Source organism: Mesorhizobium sp. B4-1-3 (genome assembly GCF_006439355.1).
GTDB lineage: Bacteria > Pseudomonadota > Alphaproteobacteria > Rhizobiales > Rhizobiaceae > Mesorhizobium.
Map to the genome: position 1 here is coordinate 424,133 of NZ_VFTG01000001.1, position 15,660 is coordinate 439,792.

The 15,660-nt window shown below is 63.7% G+C and carries 14 protein-coding genes; 2 read left to right on the plus strand and 12 right to left on the minus strand.

Features of this window, described 5'->3' with window-relative positions:
• Positions 1-186: 186 nt before the first annotated feature.
• The 6 genes from FJW06_RS02065 to FJW06_RS02090 form a co-directional block, all read right to left on the minus strand.
• Positions 187-1,329 (minus strand): Gfo/Idh/MocA family oxidoreductase, encoded by a 1,143-nt coding sequence (locus FJW06_RS02065; RefSeq protein ID WP_140747215.1) that lies wholly within the window; start codon positions 1,327-1,329, stop codon positions 187-189.
• Between the two features lie 6 nt (positions 1,330-1,335).
• Positions 1,336-2,088 (minus strand): sugar phosphate isomerase/epimerase, encoded by a 753-nt coding sequence (locus tag FJW06_RS02070; RefSeq protein WP_140747216.1) that lies wholly within the window; start codon positions 2,086-2,088, stop codon positions 1,336-1,338.
• Positions 2,089-2,118: 30 nt separating this feature from the next.
• The gene (ugpC, locus tag FJW06_RS02075; RefSeq protein WP_140747697.1) at positions 2,119-3,219 is read right to left on the minus strand and encodes a sn-glycerol-3-phosphate ABC transporter ATP-binding protein UgpC; all 1,101 of its coding nucleotides are present in this window, start codon (positions 3,217-3,219) and stop codon (positions 2,119-2,121) included.
• Positions 3,220-3,221: 2 nt separating this feature from the next.
• Positions 3,222-4,154 carry a carbohydrate ABC transporter permease gene (locus FJW06_RS02080; RefSeq protein WP_140747218.1) on the minus strand — a complete coding sequence of 311 codons (933 nt, stop codon included), beginning with the start codon at positions 4,152-4,154 and terminating at the stop codon, positions 3,222-3,224.
• Positions 4,147-5,040, minus strand: coding sequence for a sugar ABC transporter permease (locus tag FJW06_RS02085; RefSeq protein ID WP_140747220.1), 894 nt, complete (start codon positions 5,038-5,040; stop codon positions 4,147-4,149). Before FJW06_RS02085 ends, FJW06_RS02080 begins: the two co-directional genes overlap by 8 nt.
• A 79-nt stretch (positions 5,041-5,119) precedes the next feature.
• The gene (locus FJW06_RS02090; protein ID WP_140747222.1) at positions 5,120-6,358 is read right to left on the minus strand and encodes an ABC transporter substrate-binding protein; all 1,239 of its coding nucleotides are present in this window, start codon (positions 6,356-6,358) and stop codon (positions 5,120-5,122) included.
• A 386-nt stretch (positions 6,359-6,744) separates the two neighbouring features.
• Here FJW06_RS02090 and FJW06_RS02095 point away from each other — a divergent pair, with 386 nt between their 5' ends.
• Positions 6,745-7,791 carry a LacI family DNA-binding transcriptional regulator gene (locus FJW06_RS02095; RefSeq protein WP_140747224.1) on the plus strand — a complete coding sequence of 349 codons (1,047 nt, stop codon included), beginning with the start codon at positions 6,745-6,747 and terminating at the stop codon, positions 7,789-7,791.
• On the opposite strand, the gene gndA is transcribed toward FJW06_RS02095, so the two are convergent.
• The 6 genes from gndA to FJW06_RS02125 all read right to left on the minus strand — a co-directional run bounded on the left by gndA (position 7,788) and on the right by FJW06_RS02125 (position 13,608).
• Complete coding sequence (gene gndA / locus FJW06_RS02100; RefSeq protein WP_140747226.1) at positions 7,788-9,215, minus strand: NADP-dependent phosphogluconate dehydrogenase; 1,428 nt, start codon at positions 9,213-9,215, stop codon at positions 7,788-7,790. The genes FJW06_RS02095 and gndA overlap by 4 nt on opposite strands.
• A 127-nt stretch (positions 9,216-9,342) precedes the next feature.
• On the minus strand, positions 9,343-10,971 hold the full coding sequence (locus tag FJW06_RS02105; RefSeq protein ID WP_140747228.1) for a copper resistance CopC/CopD family protein: 1,629 nt from the start codon (positions 10,969-10,971) through the stop codon (positions 9,343-9,345).
• A 53-nt stretch (positions 10,972-11,024) separates the two neighbouring features.
• Positions 11,025-11,543, minus strand: coding sequence for a YcnI family protein (locus FJW06_RS02110; RefSeq protein WP_140747230.1), 519 nt, complete (start codon positions 11,541-11,543; stop codon positions 11,025-11,027).
• Between the two features lie 30 nt (positions 11,544-11,573).
• Positions 11,574-12,122, minus strand: a complete 549-nt coding sequence (locus FJW06_RS02115; protein ID WP_140747233.1) for a copper chaperone PCu(A)C — start codon at positions 12,120-12,122, stop codon at positions 11,574-11,576.
• Between the two features lie 88 nt (positions 12,123-12,210).
• Entirely contained in the window at positions 12,211-12,558 is a 348-nt protein-coding gene (locus tag FJW06_RS02120) for a hypothetical protein (protein ID WP_140747700.1), read from the minus strand.
• A 147-nt stretch (positions 12,559-12,705) separates the two neighbouring features.
• The gene (locus tag FJW06_RS02125) at positions 12,706-13,608 is read right to left on the minus strand and encodes a GntR family transcriptional regulator (RefSeq protein WP_140747236.1); all 903 of its coding nucleotides are present in this window, start codon (positions 13,606-13,608) and stop codon (positions 12,706-12,708) included.
• Positions 13,609-13,863: 255 nt separating this feature from the next.
• Here FJW06_RS02125 and FJW06_RS02130 point away from each other — a divergent pair, with 255 nt between their 5' ends.
• Entirely contained in the window at positions 13,864-15,369 is a 1,506-nt protein-coding gene (locus FJW06_RS02130; RefSeq protein WP_140747239.1) for an altronate dehydratase family protein, read from the plus strand.
• Positions 15,370-15,660 lie beyond the last annotated feature (291 nt).

Below are 15,660 nucleotides of genomic sequence, written 5' to 3' on the forward strand. Positions count from 1 at the left end.
CGATCGCCGCAAACCTGAGTTGAATCGATGCTTGCCCCTAATCTTTTACCCTCTCCTCGCTGAAACGGGGAGAGGGGGTTGCCACCTAAGCGCGTCGCGATCTTTCAGATCGCTCCCTGCGCTTTGGGCTTTTGATCTGCGCATGTCTTTGCCCCGAAACCGGTTCCCACTTTCGGGAGACATGCTTTAGTTTCTCTTGGCCAGCAGCGCCTTCGCGTCCTTGACGCCGAGTGCGGCCGGCCGTTCGCAGCTCGTCTGCATGGCGACATATTTGCCGCTTTCGCCGGAACGCAGGATGCCGGTCATCACATCGACGGCGTGCAGCGCCAATTCCATCGAGCAGCGGTGCGGCCGCCCTTCGGCGATCGCGATCGCCATGTCGGCCAGGCCGGCGGTGCGATAGTTCGCCATCATGCCCTGGCCGTGCATCTCGTTCGGCACGCCGAACGGATGGTTCCATTTCGGCAGCTTCTTCACCGGCTTGGTGGCATTGGTGAAGCGCACCTCGCCGCCGAAGAAGTTCGGATCCGGCACGAAGACCGTGCCCAATTCGCCATAGAGCTCCATCGGCGCGTGACCATGGCTCCAGACGTCCCAGGAGGTGTTAAGCGTGATCACCGCGCCATTGGCGAATTCCAGCAGCGCATGGATCGTGGTCGGCGTGTTGACCGGGATCTTCTGGCCCGCGCGCGGCTTCGACGAGATCGTCCGCTCCTTGGCCGGCGTCGTCGCGAAGGCCGCCACCTGTTTTACCGGTCCGATCAGCTGGATCAGGTTGGTGACATAATACGGTCCGATATCGAGCACCGGACCGGCGCCCGGCTGGAAGAAGAAATCCGGATTGGGGTGCCAGTGCTCCATGCCATGGCCCATCACATGGCAGGTGCCGCTGGTGATCGCGCCGAGCTTGCCGCTGTCGATGAGATCGCGCACCAGCTGGTGCGCGCCGCCGAGGAACGTGTCCGGCGCCGAACCGATGCGCAGGCCCTTCTTCTCGGCCCGCTTCTTCAGGTCCAGTCCTTCCTCGATCGACAGCACGAACGGCTTTTCCGAATAGACATGCTTGCCGGCGTCGAGCACCGCCTTCGACACTTCATAGTGCACCGCCGGGATCGTCAGGTTGACGATGATATCGATCTCTTCGTCCCTGAGCAGGTCGTTGACCGTCTCGGCGCGCAGCTTGAACTCCTTCGCCCGCGCCTTCGCGGCCTCCATGTTGATGTCCGCGCAGGCGCGCATCTTGATGCCGCGAAACAGCGGCGCCAGCGAGAAATATGCCTTCGAGATGTTGCCGCAGCCGATGACGCCGACGCCAAGCTTCTTTGCCATTTTCGATTACTCCTGCCAGCTCTTGGCTGTCGCGATCGAGCGGCGGGCATAGCGCTCGATGTCATTGGGGTTGTCCTGTTCCATGATGAAATACTGAGCCGCGCTCTTGGCGTGCAATGTCTTGAACAGGCCCGCCCAGTCGACCGTGCCGTGGCCGACGTCGGACCAGCCGTCCTCGTCCAGCCCCTCGCCCGGCTTGGCGATATCCTTGACGTGGACGGCGCTGATGCGCTTGCCGTGTTTTTCGATCCAGGGCAGCGGATCGGCGCCGCCGCGGATCACCCAGGCCACGTCCATTTCCCAGCCGATGTCGGGTGCTGCCGACAGGATGTGGTCCTGCGGCAGCGAGCCGTCGGCAAGCGCCTTGAACTCGAAATCATGGTTGTGCCAGGCAAAACCGTAGCCGGCCTTCTTCGCCACCTCGCCGACCTTGGCCAAGCGCTCGCCGAAGCCGCGCCAGCCGGCGGCGTCGGACGGGCGCTGATCGGGCATCAGATAGGGGCAGACCAACAGCGTGATGCCGAGCGCGTCGGCGATTTTGCGCGTGCGGTCGAAATCGTTTTCCAGCGCGTCGATCGAGAAATGCCCGGTCGGCATCGCCAACCCGTTCCTGTCGAGCTCGGCGCGGAATGCCTTCGGGTCGTCATAGACGCCGCCGAAGCCCTCGACTTGGGCATAGCCGAGTTGCCCGAGCATTTTCACCACGTTGTTCCATGGCTGGAAATTGCGGGCGCTGTAGAGTTGGAATGACCAGTTCATCTGTCCTGTCCGTTCATTGGTCTTGGGAGGTTAAAGGCGGTTGCCGGTTTGAGCGTCGAAGAGCGAGGCGCGCATCGGATCGAAGCCGACGCTGACCGCATTCCCATTCTTCGGCGTGCGTTCGGAAGTGACGCGCAGGGTAAAGTTCTGCTGGCCGAGCTTCAGCCATACCAGCGTGTCGGAACCCATCGGCTCGACGACCTCGACATTGGCCGTCGCGGTGAAGGGCCAGCCCGTGCCGCTGTTGAAGGCGACGTGCTCGGGCCGGATGCCGAACACAGCGGGGCCCGGCGAGGGCTCCTTCTCGAAGGCATAGGTCGCAAGCGGAATGCGCAGGTGTTCGACGGCAAAGTGCCAGTCGCCGCCATCCTTCTCCAGCCTGCCGTCGATGAAATTCATCGCCGGCGAGCCGAGGAAACCGGCGACGAAGCGATTGACGGGGCGATTGTAGATCGTCTGCGGCGCGTCGAGCTGCTGGATTACGCCGCCCTTCATCACCGCAATGCGGTCGGCCAGCGTCATCGCCTCGATCTGGTCGTGGGTGACGTAGATCATGGTGTTCTGAAGCCTGCGGTGCAGAAGCTTGATCTCGACGCGCAGCTCCGAACGCAGCTTGGCATCGAGATTGGAAAGCGGCTCGTCGAACAGGAAGACGTCGACGTCGCGCACCAGCGCGCGCCCGATCGCCACACGCTGGCGCTGGCCGCCGGACAGCGCCGAGGGCTTCCTCTGCAGCAACGGCTCGATCTGCAGGATCTCGGCGGCGCGCGCGATGCGTTTGGCGATCTCGTCCTTCGGCACGCCGGCGACGCGCAGGCCGAAAGAGAGGTTCCTCTCCACCGTCATCTGCGGATAGAGCGCATAGGACTGGAACACCATGCCGATGCCGCGGTCCTTCGGCTCTTCCCAGGTGACGTTCTTGCCTTTGATGAAGATGCGGCCTTCCGAAATGTCCAGCAGGCCGGCGATGCAGTTGAGCAAGGTCGACTTGCCGCAGCCGGACGGGCCGAGCAGCACGATGAACTCGCCATTGGCAACATCCAGGTTGAGCGTCTGCAGCACCGAGACGGCGCCGAAATTGAGCGACAGGTCCTGGATCGAAACGCTGGGATTGGCGATTTCAGCTGCCATCATCATCCTTTCACCGCGCCGGCGGCGATACCGCGCACGAAGAGCTTGCCGGAAACGAAATAGACGATGAGCGGAACGAGGCCGGTGAGGATGGTCGCCGCCATGTTGACGTTGTATTCCTTCACGCCCTGCACCGAGTTGACGATGTTGTTGAGCTGCACCGTCATCGGATAGGTGTCGGGGCGCGTGTAGACGACGCCGAACAGGAAGTCGTTCCAGATGCCGGTCACCTGCAGGATGATGGCGACGACGAAGATCGGCAGCGACATCGGCAGCATGATGCGCAGATAGATGCCCCAGAAGCCGGCGCCGTCGACGCGCGCGGCGCGGAACAGCTCCTCCGGCATCGAGGTGAAATAGTTGCGGAAGAGCAGCGTCAGGATCGGCATGCCGAAGATCGAATGCACGATCACCAGCCCGGTCAGCGTGCCGTATATGCCGATCTCGCGCAGGATGATGACGATCGGATAGATCATCACCTGATAGGGGATGAAGGCGCCAACGATCAGGATGATGAAGAAAGTGTCGGCGCCCTTGAAGCGCCAGTTGGCCAAGGCATAGCCGTTCACCGAGGCGATCGCGATCGACAGGATCACCGACGGCACGGTGATGCGCACCGAATTCCAGAAGCCGCGTGAGAGCCCGTCGCAGTTGAGGCCGGTACAGGCGGTCGCCCAGGCTTTCACCCAGGGTTCGAAGGTGATCTCCACCGGTGGCGAGAAGATGTTGCCGAGCCGGATTTCCGGCATGCCTTTCAGCGACGTGACGATCATCACGTAGAGCGGCAAGAGGTAATAGAGCGCCACGACGATCAGCGTGCCGTAGAGGAAGATGTTGCGGCGCGACAGCACATGCCGCGGCTTCGGTCCGCTCGGGCCGGCGGCATTGCGCTTGAGCGCTTGCGCACCGGTGGACGGGGAGGCGCCGTCAGCCACGCTTCTTGCCTCCAAATTCGAGATAGGCCCATGGCACGATGACGATCACCACCGACAACAGCATCATGGTCGAGGCGGCGAAGCCCTGGCCGAGATTCTGTGCGAAGAACATGTAGTCGTAGACATATTTGGCGGGCACTTCCGAGGCGATGCCAGGGCCGCCGCTGGTCTGCGCCACGACCAGGTCATAGACCTTGACGATGCCGGCCGCGATGATCACCAGCGTGGTGATGAAGACCGGCCGCATCATCGGGATGACGATGAAGAGATAGGTCTTCCACATAGGTATCCCGTCCACCCTTGCCGCCTTCCAGATGTCTTCGTCGATGCCGCGCAGGCCGGCGAGCATCAGGCACATGATGAGCCCCGTGCCCTGCCAGAGCGCCGCGATCGAAATGCCGTAGATGACGAGGCTGGAATTGTAGAGCGGGTCGAAGCTGAAGCTCGTCCAGCCGAGGTCGCGCACGACGCGCTGCACGCCGAAATCCGGATTGAGCAGCCATTGCCAGACCAGCCCGGTGACGATGAAGGACAGCGCGAAGGGATAGAGGAAGATGGTGCGGAACGTGTCCTCGAAGCGGATCTTCTGGTCGAGAAGGGCTGCAAGCAGGAAGCCGATGACCAGCGAGAACACCAGCGAGATTGCACCATAGATCAAGAGGTTCTCGATCGAGACCAGCCAGCGCGAGGTCGACCAGAGCCGGTGATACTGGTCGAGCCCGACGAAGTTGAGCCGCGGCAAAAGCTTCGAATTGGTGAAGGAATAGAGCACCGTCCAGGCCGTGCCGCCGACGAACACCACAAGCGCCGTCAGGATCATCGGGATCGATGCGACCTTGGCATTCAGGTTGCGGAAAAGCTTACTGGGGCGTTTGCTGCTGCTCATCTCGGCCGGCTGGGCAATGAGGACATCGAGCTCCCGACCCCGATAGGCTGGGGTCGGAAGCCGGCGGGGGCGCCGGTCGTCAATCCGCCGAGGCGATGATGTCGGCGAAGCGCTTCTGCGCCTCTTCGAGCGTCATGTCGGGCTTGGCGAAGAACTCGGAGAACAGGTCCTCCTTCTGCTTCTGGCTGTCCTGCGAGAGCAACTGGTCCGTCCATGGAATGACTGCGCCCTTGGCGAGGATGGCAAGACCCTTCTTCATGCAGTCGTTCGCCGTGTTGAGGTCGACGTCGCCGCGCACCGGCAGCGAGCCCTTTTTGAGGTTGAAGGCGACCTGGGTCTTGGGATCGAGCAGCGTCTCGGCCAGCACCTCCTGCGCCTTGGACTTGTCGGCGTCCTTGAGCAGAGGGAAGTAGAAGGCGTCGCCGCCGGTGGCGATGACTTCGTTGAGCCCGAGGCCAGGCAGACAGGTATAATCCTTGCCGGCGGTCTTGCCGGCGACCTGGAACTCGCCTTGCGCCCAGTCGCCCATGATCTGGCCGCCGGCCTTGCCGGTGATGACCAGGTTGGTCGCCTGGTTCCAGTCCTGCACATTGGTGTTCTTGGCCATCTTGCGGGCATCGTCCGCAGCCTTGAACACCTTGGCGATCTCCGGACCGGCGGCGAATTTGGCGTCCTTGTCCTTGTACACCTTGAGGAAGGTGTCGGTGCCGCCGACCGCAGCCATCAGCACGTCGAAGGCGCCGGAGGCCTGCCAGGGCTGCCCGCCGACCGCGAGCGGGATGATGCCGGCCTTTTCCAGCGCCGGAGCGGCGGCCACGAATTCATTCCAGTCCTTCGGCAACGGCACGCCGGCCTTCTGGAAAGCCTCGTTCGACAGCCACAGCCATTGCCAGGAATGGATGTTGACCGGCACGCAGTAGATCTTGCCGTCGATGGTGCAGCTGTCGAGCAGGCTCTTCGGCCGCACGATCTCCGTCCATTTGTTCTTAGTGGCGATATCGGTGAGGTCGCGCATCAGCCCGGCCTGCACCAGTTCCTCGGCCTGGCGGCCATGGTTGAACTGGGTGGCCCCCATTGGATCGCCGCCGGTGATGCGGCTGATCATGATCGGCCGCGCCGTGCCGCCAGAGCCGGCAATTGCACCGTCCACCCAGTGATTGCCCGTAGCGTCGAAGGCCTTGGCAAGCTCGGCCACTGCCGCCGCCTCGCCGCCCGAAGTCCACCAATGGGTGACTTCCAGGTCGGTCGCGGCCGCCGGACCGGCGAAGTTGAGCGCAACCGTCGTAGCAAAGGCGGCAGTCAGGAATTTGTATCGCATTTCGGCTTCCTCCCAGAATCTGAAACGTTACAGATTTTCGATACGGCAAATGATCCGCATAGGCAACCCCTCGCCTCAGGGCAGATTCAGATTTTTTCGAGCCGCGAACAAAATCTTTCGCCCGACGGAGCAATACCGAAGATCGATCGGCCGATTGGTGGCAAAATCGGACCAAAACCGATATTTCTTTGTGATTCCAGTGACTTTTGGCTCTTCCGGATATCCGGAGTATCAAGGATGCAGCCACTTCGATCGACCTCGAAGGTTGGCAACCTGTAACGTTTCAGTATATTGAGTCCCGCCGCGGGCTGAGGGTCGCGCAATTGTCAACACCGCACGATTGCCGGTAAGCCCCGCGGCTGCTATGCGCCTGACGGGCAGGACGAATGGATAGACGGGTAACGAAGAAGGGCGACGACGAAACGTCGGGCAAGGAGAGGCCGACGTTGAAGACGCTTGCCTTCATGACCGGGCTTGGCGTCACGACGGTCTCGCGCGCGCTGAAGGATGCACCCGAGATCGGCGCCGAGACCAGGCGTCGCGTCCAGCTCGTCGCCAAGCAGATCGGCTATCGTCCGAACCGCGCCGGCGTGCGCTTGAGGACCGGCAAGACCAACGTAATCTCGCTTGTGCTGAACACCGAGCACGAGCTGATGAGCTTCGTCTCGGACATCATCTACGGCGTCACCGAGGTGATCGCCGGCACGCCCTACCATCTGATCGTCACGCCCTATTCGCGCTCGCAGGATCCGCTCGACCCGGTGCGCTATCTGGTAGAGACGGGCTCGGCCGATGGCGTCATCATTTCGCGCACCCAGCCCAACGATCCGCGGGCGCGCTACATGTTGGAGCACGGCATTCCCTTCGCCACGCATGGCCGCACGGACATGGGCCTGGTGCATCCCTATCACGACTTCGACAATTACGCGTTTGCCGGCGAAGCTGTCCGCGCGCTCGCCGGCAAGGGCCGCAACCGGCTGGCGCTTGTGACGCCGCCGGTCGGCCTGACCTATTATGGCCATACGGTGAACGGCTTTGCCGACGCGCTGAGCGACACGGGCGCCAGCGAGGTGCCGTTCAACACCGTCTCCATCGACCAGTCGATCGAGCAGATCAGGATGAGGACCGCGCAACTGATGCGGCGCAAGGACCGGCCGGACGGCTTCGTCAGCAGCGCCGCCGCGGCGACGCTTGCCGTGGTGGCCGGCATCGAGGATGCTGGGCTGAAGCTCGGCCGCGACGTCGACGTGGTGTCGAAACAATCCTCGGAGCTGCTGCATCTGTTCCGGCGGGAACTGCTCGTCGTCAACGAGAATTTCCGCGTTGCCGGCTCCGAGCTCGCCCGCGCCGTGCTCGGCTGGATCGGCGGCGCCGATCCAGGCACGCTGCAGTCGCTCAGCACGCCGAGCGAGGTCCTGCCTTATCGGGGTTAGTGTCCTGCGCCGCTGCCCCACGGGCCGTGGAAGGCACCCTCTTCGCCAATCCGCTCAAACCCATGCGCGCCGAAGAAATCGCGTTGCGCCTGGATCAGGTTCGACGTCCCGCGTCCCTGCCTATAGCTATCGAAATAGGCGAGCGCCGAGGACAGCGCCGGCACCGGCGAGCCGGCCTCGGAGGCGCGCGCCACGATGCGCCTGAGCGACGGATGCGCCTCCTTCATCATGGCGATGAAGGCCGGCGCCATCAGGAGGTTGGTGGAGGCGCTGCCGGAACCGAAAGCCTCGGCCATCGTGTCCAGCATCTGCGAGCGGATGATGCAGCCGGCGCGCCAGATCTTGGCGATGGTCGGCATCGGCAGGTTCCAGTTGAATTCCTTCGAGGCGCCGCTCATCACCGCGAAGCCTTGCGCGTAAGCCGCGATCTTGCCGGCGAATAAGGCGAGCTCCAGATCCTTGAGCAGCGCAGCCTTGTCGCCGGAGATCTTCTCGACGCCGATACCGCCAAAGGCCTTTTCCGCCGCCTGCCGCTCGTCCTTGATCGACGACAACACGCGCGCCGCGACCGCCGCCTCGATCGCCGTTGCCGGAATGCCGAGCTGCTGCGCCTCAATGACCGACCATTTGCCGGTGCCCTTCTGCCCGGCGCGGTCGAGGATGATGTCGACCACCGGCTTGCCGGTCTTCGGGTCGTCAGCGGCCAGCACCTTGGCGGTGATCTCGATCAGGTAGGAGTTGAGGCGGCCCCTGTTCCATTCCTCGAAGACCTTGCCGATCTCCTTGGGTGCCATGCCGAGACCGTCGCGCAGGATGCCGTAGATCTCGGCGATCATCTGCATGTCGGCATATTCGATGCCGTTGTGGATGGTTTTCACGAAATGACCGGCGCCGTCATGCCCGAGCCAGGCGGCGCAAGGCTCGTCCTTGAACTTGGCCGAAATCGCCGTCAGCACTTTCTCGACGCGCTTCCAGGAGTCTTCGGTGCCGCCCACCATGATCGAGGGCCCATGGCGCGCGCCTTCCTCGCCGCCCGAAACGCCCATGCCGATGAAGGTCAGGCCAGAGCCCGACAGCTCCGAGAAGCGGCGCATCGTGTCGCGGAAATTGGCGTTGCCGGCATCGATCACAATGTCGTTGTCGGACAGCACGCCGCGAAGTGCCGCGATCTGCTCGTCGACCGGCTTGCCAGCCAACACCATGATGATGATCGGCCGCGGCGGCCGGATGGCCGCGGCGAGTTCCTCTAGGCTGTAGCAGGGAACGACCATGTCCTTCAGCGAACCGGCGCTCTCGACGAAGGCGTCGGTGCGCGACGGCGTGCGGTTGAAAACGGCGATGCGATGCCCGTGCTCGGCGATGTTGAGCGCAAGGTTGGAACCCATCGTGCCAAGGCCGATCAGGCCGATTTCGGCTTTTTCCATCGTTTCTTCCCTGCTTTCGAGTGCTTGTTGTGGCCGCGTTTGGGGGCGAAGCCGATTGTTTCGCACGATGAATGACGGGCCTTGGCGGCGCCGTCAACCGCAGGCCGTATTCTACATGGACTGGATCTCAATCGGACCGGATGTCGATCGGCGCCTCGATTTTGACCACCTCGAAATCCGAAACGAGGATATCGAGCCTTGCGTTCCAGCGCCCGGGGATTGGAATGACGAGATCGTCGACGCGCCAGGTGCCATCACCGGGTTTCGTCGCCGGTCGCTTGATCGGCTCGATGCCGGAATCCGGCTTCGACAGCACCAGCGTCACCGCCTTGGCGTCGAGCGGGCCGAAATCGCCGGTCATGATCATCATCGAAGCGGCGACCTCGCCGGCATGGCCTGGCGTGATGCTGAGATCGGCCATCGCCTTCAGCGCGTGGATGTGGATCGACACCGGCTGCGCGGCGGCGATCGCCAGCGCGCGCGGCGGCGGGGTGAAGCGCCAGCCGGCGGCGACGCCGAAGACGGCCAGCACGATGACCACCTCGATGCCGATCGAGCGCACCAGCCGCCGCTGCACTTCGGTGTCGCCGGCCTCTGCGGGCGCCGTCAGCGTCCAGCGATTGATAGCGGCAAGTGTGAACAGGAAAAGCAGCAGCGCCAGCTTCAAGAGCAGCAGCCGGCCATAGGACGTGTTGATCAACGCCGCGGGTTGCTCAACCTGGATGATCGCCAGCACGATGCCGCTGGCGGCAAGCAGGATGACAACCGACAGGATCGCGCGGGAAAAGCGGCGCAGAAAGACTTTTGCTTCGGCCGGCTCTCGCCGCAACGCCAGGCCGAGCGGCGCCAGCGAACCGACCCAGAAGGCGATTGCGGTGCCATGCACGAACACCAGCGGCCGCGTCAGCCATTGCGGTTCAGCGGCGCTGGCGTGGCCGCTCGCGGCAAGGGCGCCACCGACGCCGAGCAGTGCCGCGCCGGCCGACAGCTTGCGAAGAGCCGACGGCCCGGCAAGCGAAAGCAGCGCGAGGCCAAGCGCGATCAGGCCAATCAGCACCGTCCAGACGTAGCTTGTCTCCAGCGCGGTTTTCCACACAGCCGCCGTCGCAAACCGGGCGAGTGGGGCGCCGAGCCCATCCAGCCCCTGCAGCCCAAGCGAGACCGGCGCCGCGATCAGGCCGAAAAGCAGAGCTGCCGCGACAAAGCGCTGACCACGGCGCCGGCCCCCGGCCAGCCAGGCGAGCGCGAACGCGCCGCCGACGCCAAGGAAGAAGCCGGCATAGAGAAACAGCCTGGCTATCCAGATCGCCGCGCGCAGCGTCCGATCGACGGCTTCGCCCGCCACCGGCGCGGCACTTGGCGCGCCGATGGAAAACAGCGCCGAACCGCCGACGGGATGGCCGTCGACCGACACCACCCGCCAACTGAGCACATGCGTGCCGGATTTGAGCGTTTCGGGATTGTCGATCTCGACCGCCTGGTCGTTGAGACGGAAGGATGTCAGCGCAAGCTGCGAGCCGTCCGGCCGCACCAGCGTGAGCACCAGCGGCGAGACGGGTTCGCTGAAGGTCAGTGAAAACCGCGCCGGGCTTTGCATCAGCACGGCGCCATCCGACGGGTCGGTAGCGACCAGCGCCGCATGGGCGAAGGCGCGGCCGGGCATGGCCAGTAGCGCCATCGCCATCAGCGCCGCGACCAGCCAGGCAAGCGGGCCGGCATGCGTGCGGTTCACCGAGGAAGGCAGTGCTGCGTTCATGTCGTCATAACAGGAAATGGTGGCGCGCCCCGACGGAGCACGCCAACAGGAGATCATTTCTTCGGCAGCAATTTGATGCCGGGCGCCGGAGTTTCCAACGCGTCCTCATCCTGGCCTGCCGCCGGGATCTCGATCCAGCGCGTGGCGGCGTCGCCGCATTCCTGCACCACCGGGAAATAGAGCATCTGGCCGGCCGGCAGATCGGTCGCCAGCGAGGCGCGGAAAACGAACTCGTCATAGAATTCGTCGGGCAGATTGCCGCCGCTCCAGTCCACTTCCTTGACGCCGGTGGTCAGCGTCTCGCCATAGAGCTGATAGGATTTCTCGTACTTGCCCTTCTTGGTCTGCAGCGTCCAGCCGGGCTTCGGCATCGGCTTCACCGAAATCACGCCTTCGGGGATCTGGACGCGCACGGCGGTCGTCGCCTTACCCTCGCAGCCATGCGGCACGCGAAAGACCGCCTTGTAGGTCGAGCCGACAGCCGCTTCCTGCGTTTCGAGCGTGATATGAGCGAGCGCGGCATTGGTCCCGAGCGCGCAAAGCACGCCCACCGCCAAAAGATATTTCTTCATGAATTATCCCTCCGATTTCGAACTGGCGGATTACTCGGCGTGATCCATGTCCATGTCGCCGGTCTCGCCCATGCCTTCGACGGCAAACTCGACCTTGACGCTGCCAGCCTTCTCGAACGTCAGCGTCGCCGGGAATTTCTCGCCCTGCTTCGGCTGCCGCTTCAGGCCGACGAACATCAGGTGATAGGCGCCGGGCTTCAGCGCGACCTTGCCGCCGGCCGGAATCTCCAGCCCGCCGCTGACCGGCCGCATGGTCATGACGCCATCCTTGACGCCCATCTCATGCAGTTCGGCCTTGTCGGAGATATCGGAGGAAATCGACAGCAGCCGGTCCGGCGCGCTGCCCTTGTTGACCACGGTGAAATAGCCGCCAGCCACCTTGGCGCCGGGCGGGGTCGCCCGCGACCAGGGGTGCTCGATATCGAGATCGCCGACCTTGAACTCATGCGCGAGGGCGGCGGGAACGCAAGCGAGGAGGAGAAGAAGGCCAAGCACGGCAAGGTCGATACGCTGCCGGAGGTGGAAGGGCGGCGCGCCGCGAAAAGCGAAGGCCTGCGCCCTGGAAAGACGATTGGACATGGTTGCTCCATGAGTACGGGATCGCGCCGGAATGCGGCCGCGAACAGTCTGATCTTTGGATGAATAGGCTCGCGGAAGGTTCCGCGGATCAGACCATTGCCGGCGGCGCGCGCGGATTGGCCGGAGAGCGGTCGCGAGCGAAGTCCTGGTGCCGGAAGGCCGGAAGCTGGAAGGCGACCGCCTCGAAAAGCCGGGTTCCGGCCAGTGTGCCTGCTTCCGGCGGCGGCAGATGCGCCGGCGAAACCATGCTGCAGCCGAACGAGCAACAGGCCGGCATATGCTGCTGGTGAGGATCCCCGCCGGGGAACTTTACGGCGCCTTCATGCGTGCAGATGACGTTGCCGAAGGCGTCGAGCTGCAACGGCACACCGAAGGCGAAAGCGCCGAGAGAAGACTGAAGCAACAGAAGCAGCGCCGCGATGAACGCGGCCGGCATGCTCCATCGTCTCAGCCGGATATCCAACGCAAAGCCTCTCCCGGAAACTTGATAGACCGTAACGAACTTGATTGAGCGTAACACGGGCGACGCGGCCGGAAAATCGGCAAAACCGCGCTGCGGCAACACGGCACGATCGGTCGGTTTTTATGCCGGCTGCGCCTGCCGCCCTTCGGGAATTGAGCTCAAGAGAGTCTGACGCGCCGACTTCAGGTGCCTGCGGCAGGCGGCGTCCACCTTGCCGGGATCGCGCGATTTCAGCGCCGCGATATAGGCGAGGTGCTCCTGCACCGCGACCTCGTTGCGCTGGCGCTCCTCTGCCTTGTTCCACTGATAGTGGTAGTGGAAGATCATCGCGATCACATCGTAGAAGTCGACGATGAAGCGGTTGTGCGAGGCGCGGTGGATCAGCCGGTGGAAGCGCTCGTCGAGCTCCGAGAACGCGGTGAAGCGCGTGGCGATTTCGCTGGCCAGCCGGCGATGCTCGATCTCCAGCCGGTCGAGATCGGCCCACACCGCGCTATCCTCCGGCAGCGCGGCGAAAGCCGCCGCCGAGCGCAGCTCGAACATCTCGCGGATCTCGGTCAGCTCCAGCGCGAAGGCGCGGGTGAAACCCTTCAGCACCCAGTGGCTGTTGCGCCGCTTCTCGATCAGCCCGAATCGCGAGAAGCGGATCAGGAACTCGCGCACGCTGGTGGTGCCGACGCCGATCTCGCGCGCCAGCTCCAGCTCGTTGATCTGCATGCCGGCCTCGGCGCCCTCGGCAAGCAGGCGCCGCATGAAGGAGCGCTCGATGATCTCGGCCAGCGAATCGGTTTCCTCCTCGGGGAAGAAATCCTCCGGCCGCGGCGCCCTGAGCACCGTCTTGTTGCGCTTGTCCCAGGCGATCAGCCCGGTCTCTGCCATGCGCGAAAGGATGCTGCGCACCGTGGTGCGGCTGACGCCGAGCAGCGTGCCGAGCTCAGGCTCCGACGGCAGGCTCTTGGACTCGTCGAGCAGCCTGAGACAGCGGTTGTAGGCATCCTTGTAGACGTTGTTGCTCTTCGACATGCCCCGTATCCCCAACGCTTGCGGCGGCTTGCCGGAAGCGCGATATGATCGGTGTTCCTAGCGCAAGCCTCCGAAAAGCGGAACGCTTTTCGACGGCTTGCCAAAAGGGCAATCGCGCGCGTCCGAGCGACCCGCATGGCCCGAGCGCTAAAAAACGATTGACGCAAAAATGTTTTTTCCCGATAAAAGACATTACCTTTAAACGGGCGCGAGTCAATCCGCCCGCATTCCCAGGATCACTCAGGACAGCCGCCCGTGACCGTTGCCAACACCATCCTTCTCTCACCTTCCGACAATGTCGCGGTTGCCAATGGCCGCATCGAGATCGGAACGCCATTGCCGGGCGGCGCCACCGCGATTGCCGTGATCGAGCCGGGCCACAAGGTGGCGATCAAGCCGGTCGCGGCGGGTGAAGCGGTGGTGAAATATGCGCAGGCGATCGGCCGCGCCACGCAAGACATCGCGCCGGGCGAGCATGTCCACTCGCACAATCTGGTGTTCGAGAGCGGCCGCCTGCCGGTGGTGCCGCCGAGCGAGGCCGAGCACGCCACCGAGGCCGACCGCAAGCGCACCTTCATGGGCTATCGCCGCGCCGACGGCCGTGCCGGGACGCGCAACTTCATCGGCATCATCGCCAGCGTCAATTGTTCGGCCACCGTCTGCCACGCCATCGCCGACGAGGCCAACCGCAGGATTCTGCCGAAATATCCCGGCATCGACGGCTTCGTGCCGATCGTGCACGGCCAGGGCTGCGGCATGAGCGGCACAGGTGACGGCATGATGGTTCTGCACCGCACGCTTGCGGGCTATGCGCGCCATCCGAATTTCGGTGGCGTGATGATGGTCGGGCTGGGCTGCGAGGTCAACCAACTCACCCTTTACGGCCAGAAGGGCGTGGCGGCGGGAAAACGCCATTTCAACATCCAGGAGGCCGGCGGCTCGCGCAAATCGGTCGAGAAGGCGATGGGCGTGCTCACCGAGATCGCCGAGGAAGTCGGTCACCTCAAGCGCGAGCCCATCCCGGTCAGCGAGATCGTGGTCGGCCTGCAATGCGGTGGCTCGGACGGCATGTCCGGCATCACCGCCAATCCGGCGCTAGGCGCCGCCGTCGATATCCTGGCCGGCTGCGGCGGCATCGGCATCTTGTCGGAGACGACCGAGATCTATGGGGCCGAGCATTTGCTCGCCTACCGCGCCGCCTCGCCCGAGATCGCCGCCAAGCTCGACGGCTTCGTGAAATGGTGGGAGGACCATACCGCCAAGCACGGCGCCTCGATCGACAACAACCCCTCGCCCGGCAACAAGCGCGGCGGCCTGACCACCATCCTGGAAAAATCTCTGGGCGCCGTCGCCAAGGGCGGCCAGACACCACTCAACGGCGTCTTCGGCTATGCCGAGAAGGTGACCGGCAGCGGCCTGGTGTTCATGGACACGCCCGGCTACGACCCGGTCTCGGCCACCGGCCAGGTGGCCGGCGGCGCCAACGTCATCGTCTTCACCACCGGCCGCGGTTCCTGCTTCGGCTGCCGGCCGACGCCGTCGATCAAGGTCGCCACCAATTCGACCATGTACCACCAGATGGAAGAGGACATGGACGTCAATTGCGGCGTCATCGCCTCGGGCGAGAAAACCATCGCCGGCATGGGCCGCGAGATCTTCGATCTGATCATCGAAACAGCATCGGGCCGCAAGACCAAGAGCGAGGCGTTCGGCTACGGCGACAACGAGTTCGTGCCCTGGCACCTCGGCGCGACGCTTTAGCCCGAAGGCCGTTATCGCGGCGGACAGCGCTGCCAACTGCAAGGACGCCGGCCTTCACAGTCTCGCGACATCAATATGGAATGAATATTCTATGTTGACAGCGTAGTGAAATTATCGTTCCATACCGACAAGAAGGAACGGAAGCGCCAATGTGCCGCCAGGGAGGAGCCGCAGACCCGGGCAAAACCTTCTCCGGCATCACACAAACGGCAACAGACACCGCTTGCATCGATCATGGCGATGCATTATCAAAAAAAGGCATCTGTTTTTTATTGATAAAGTTCTGTTTGG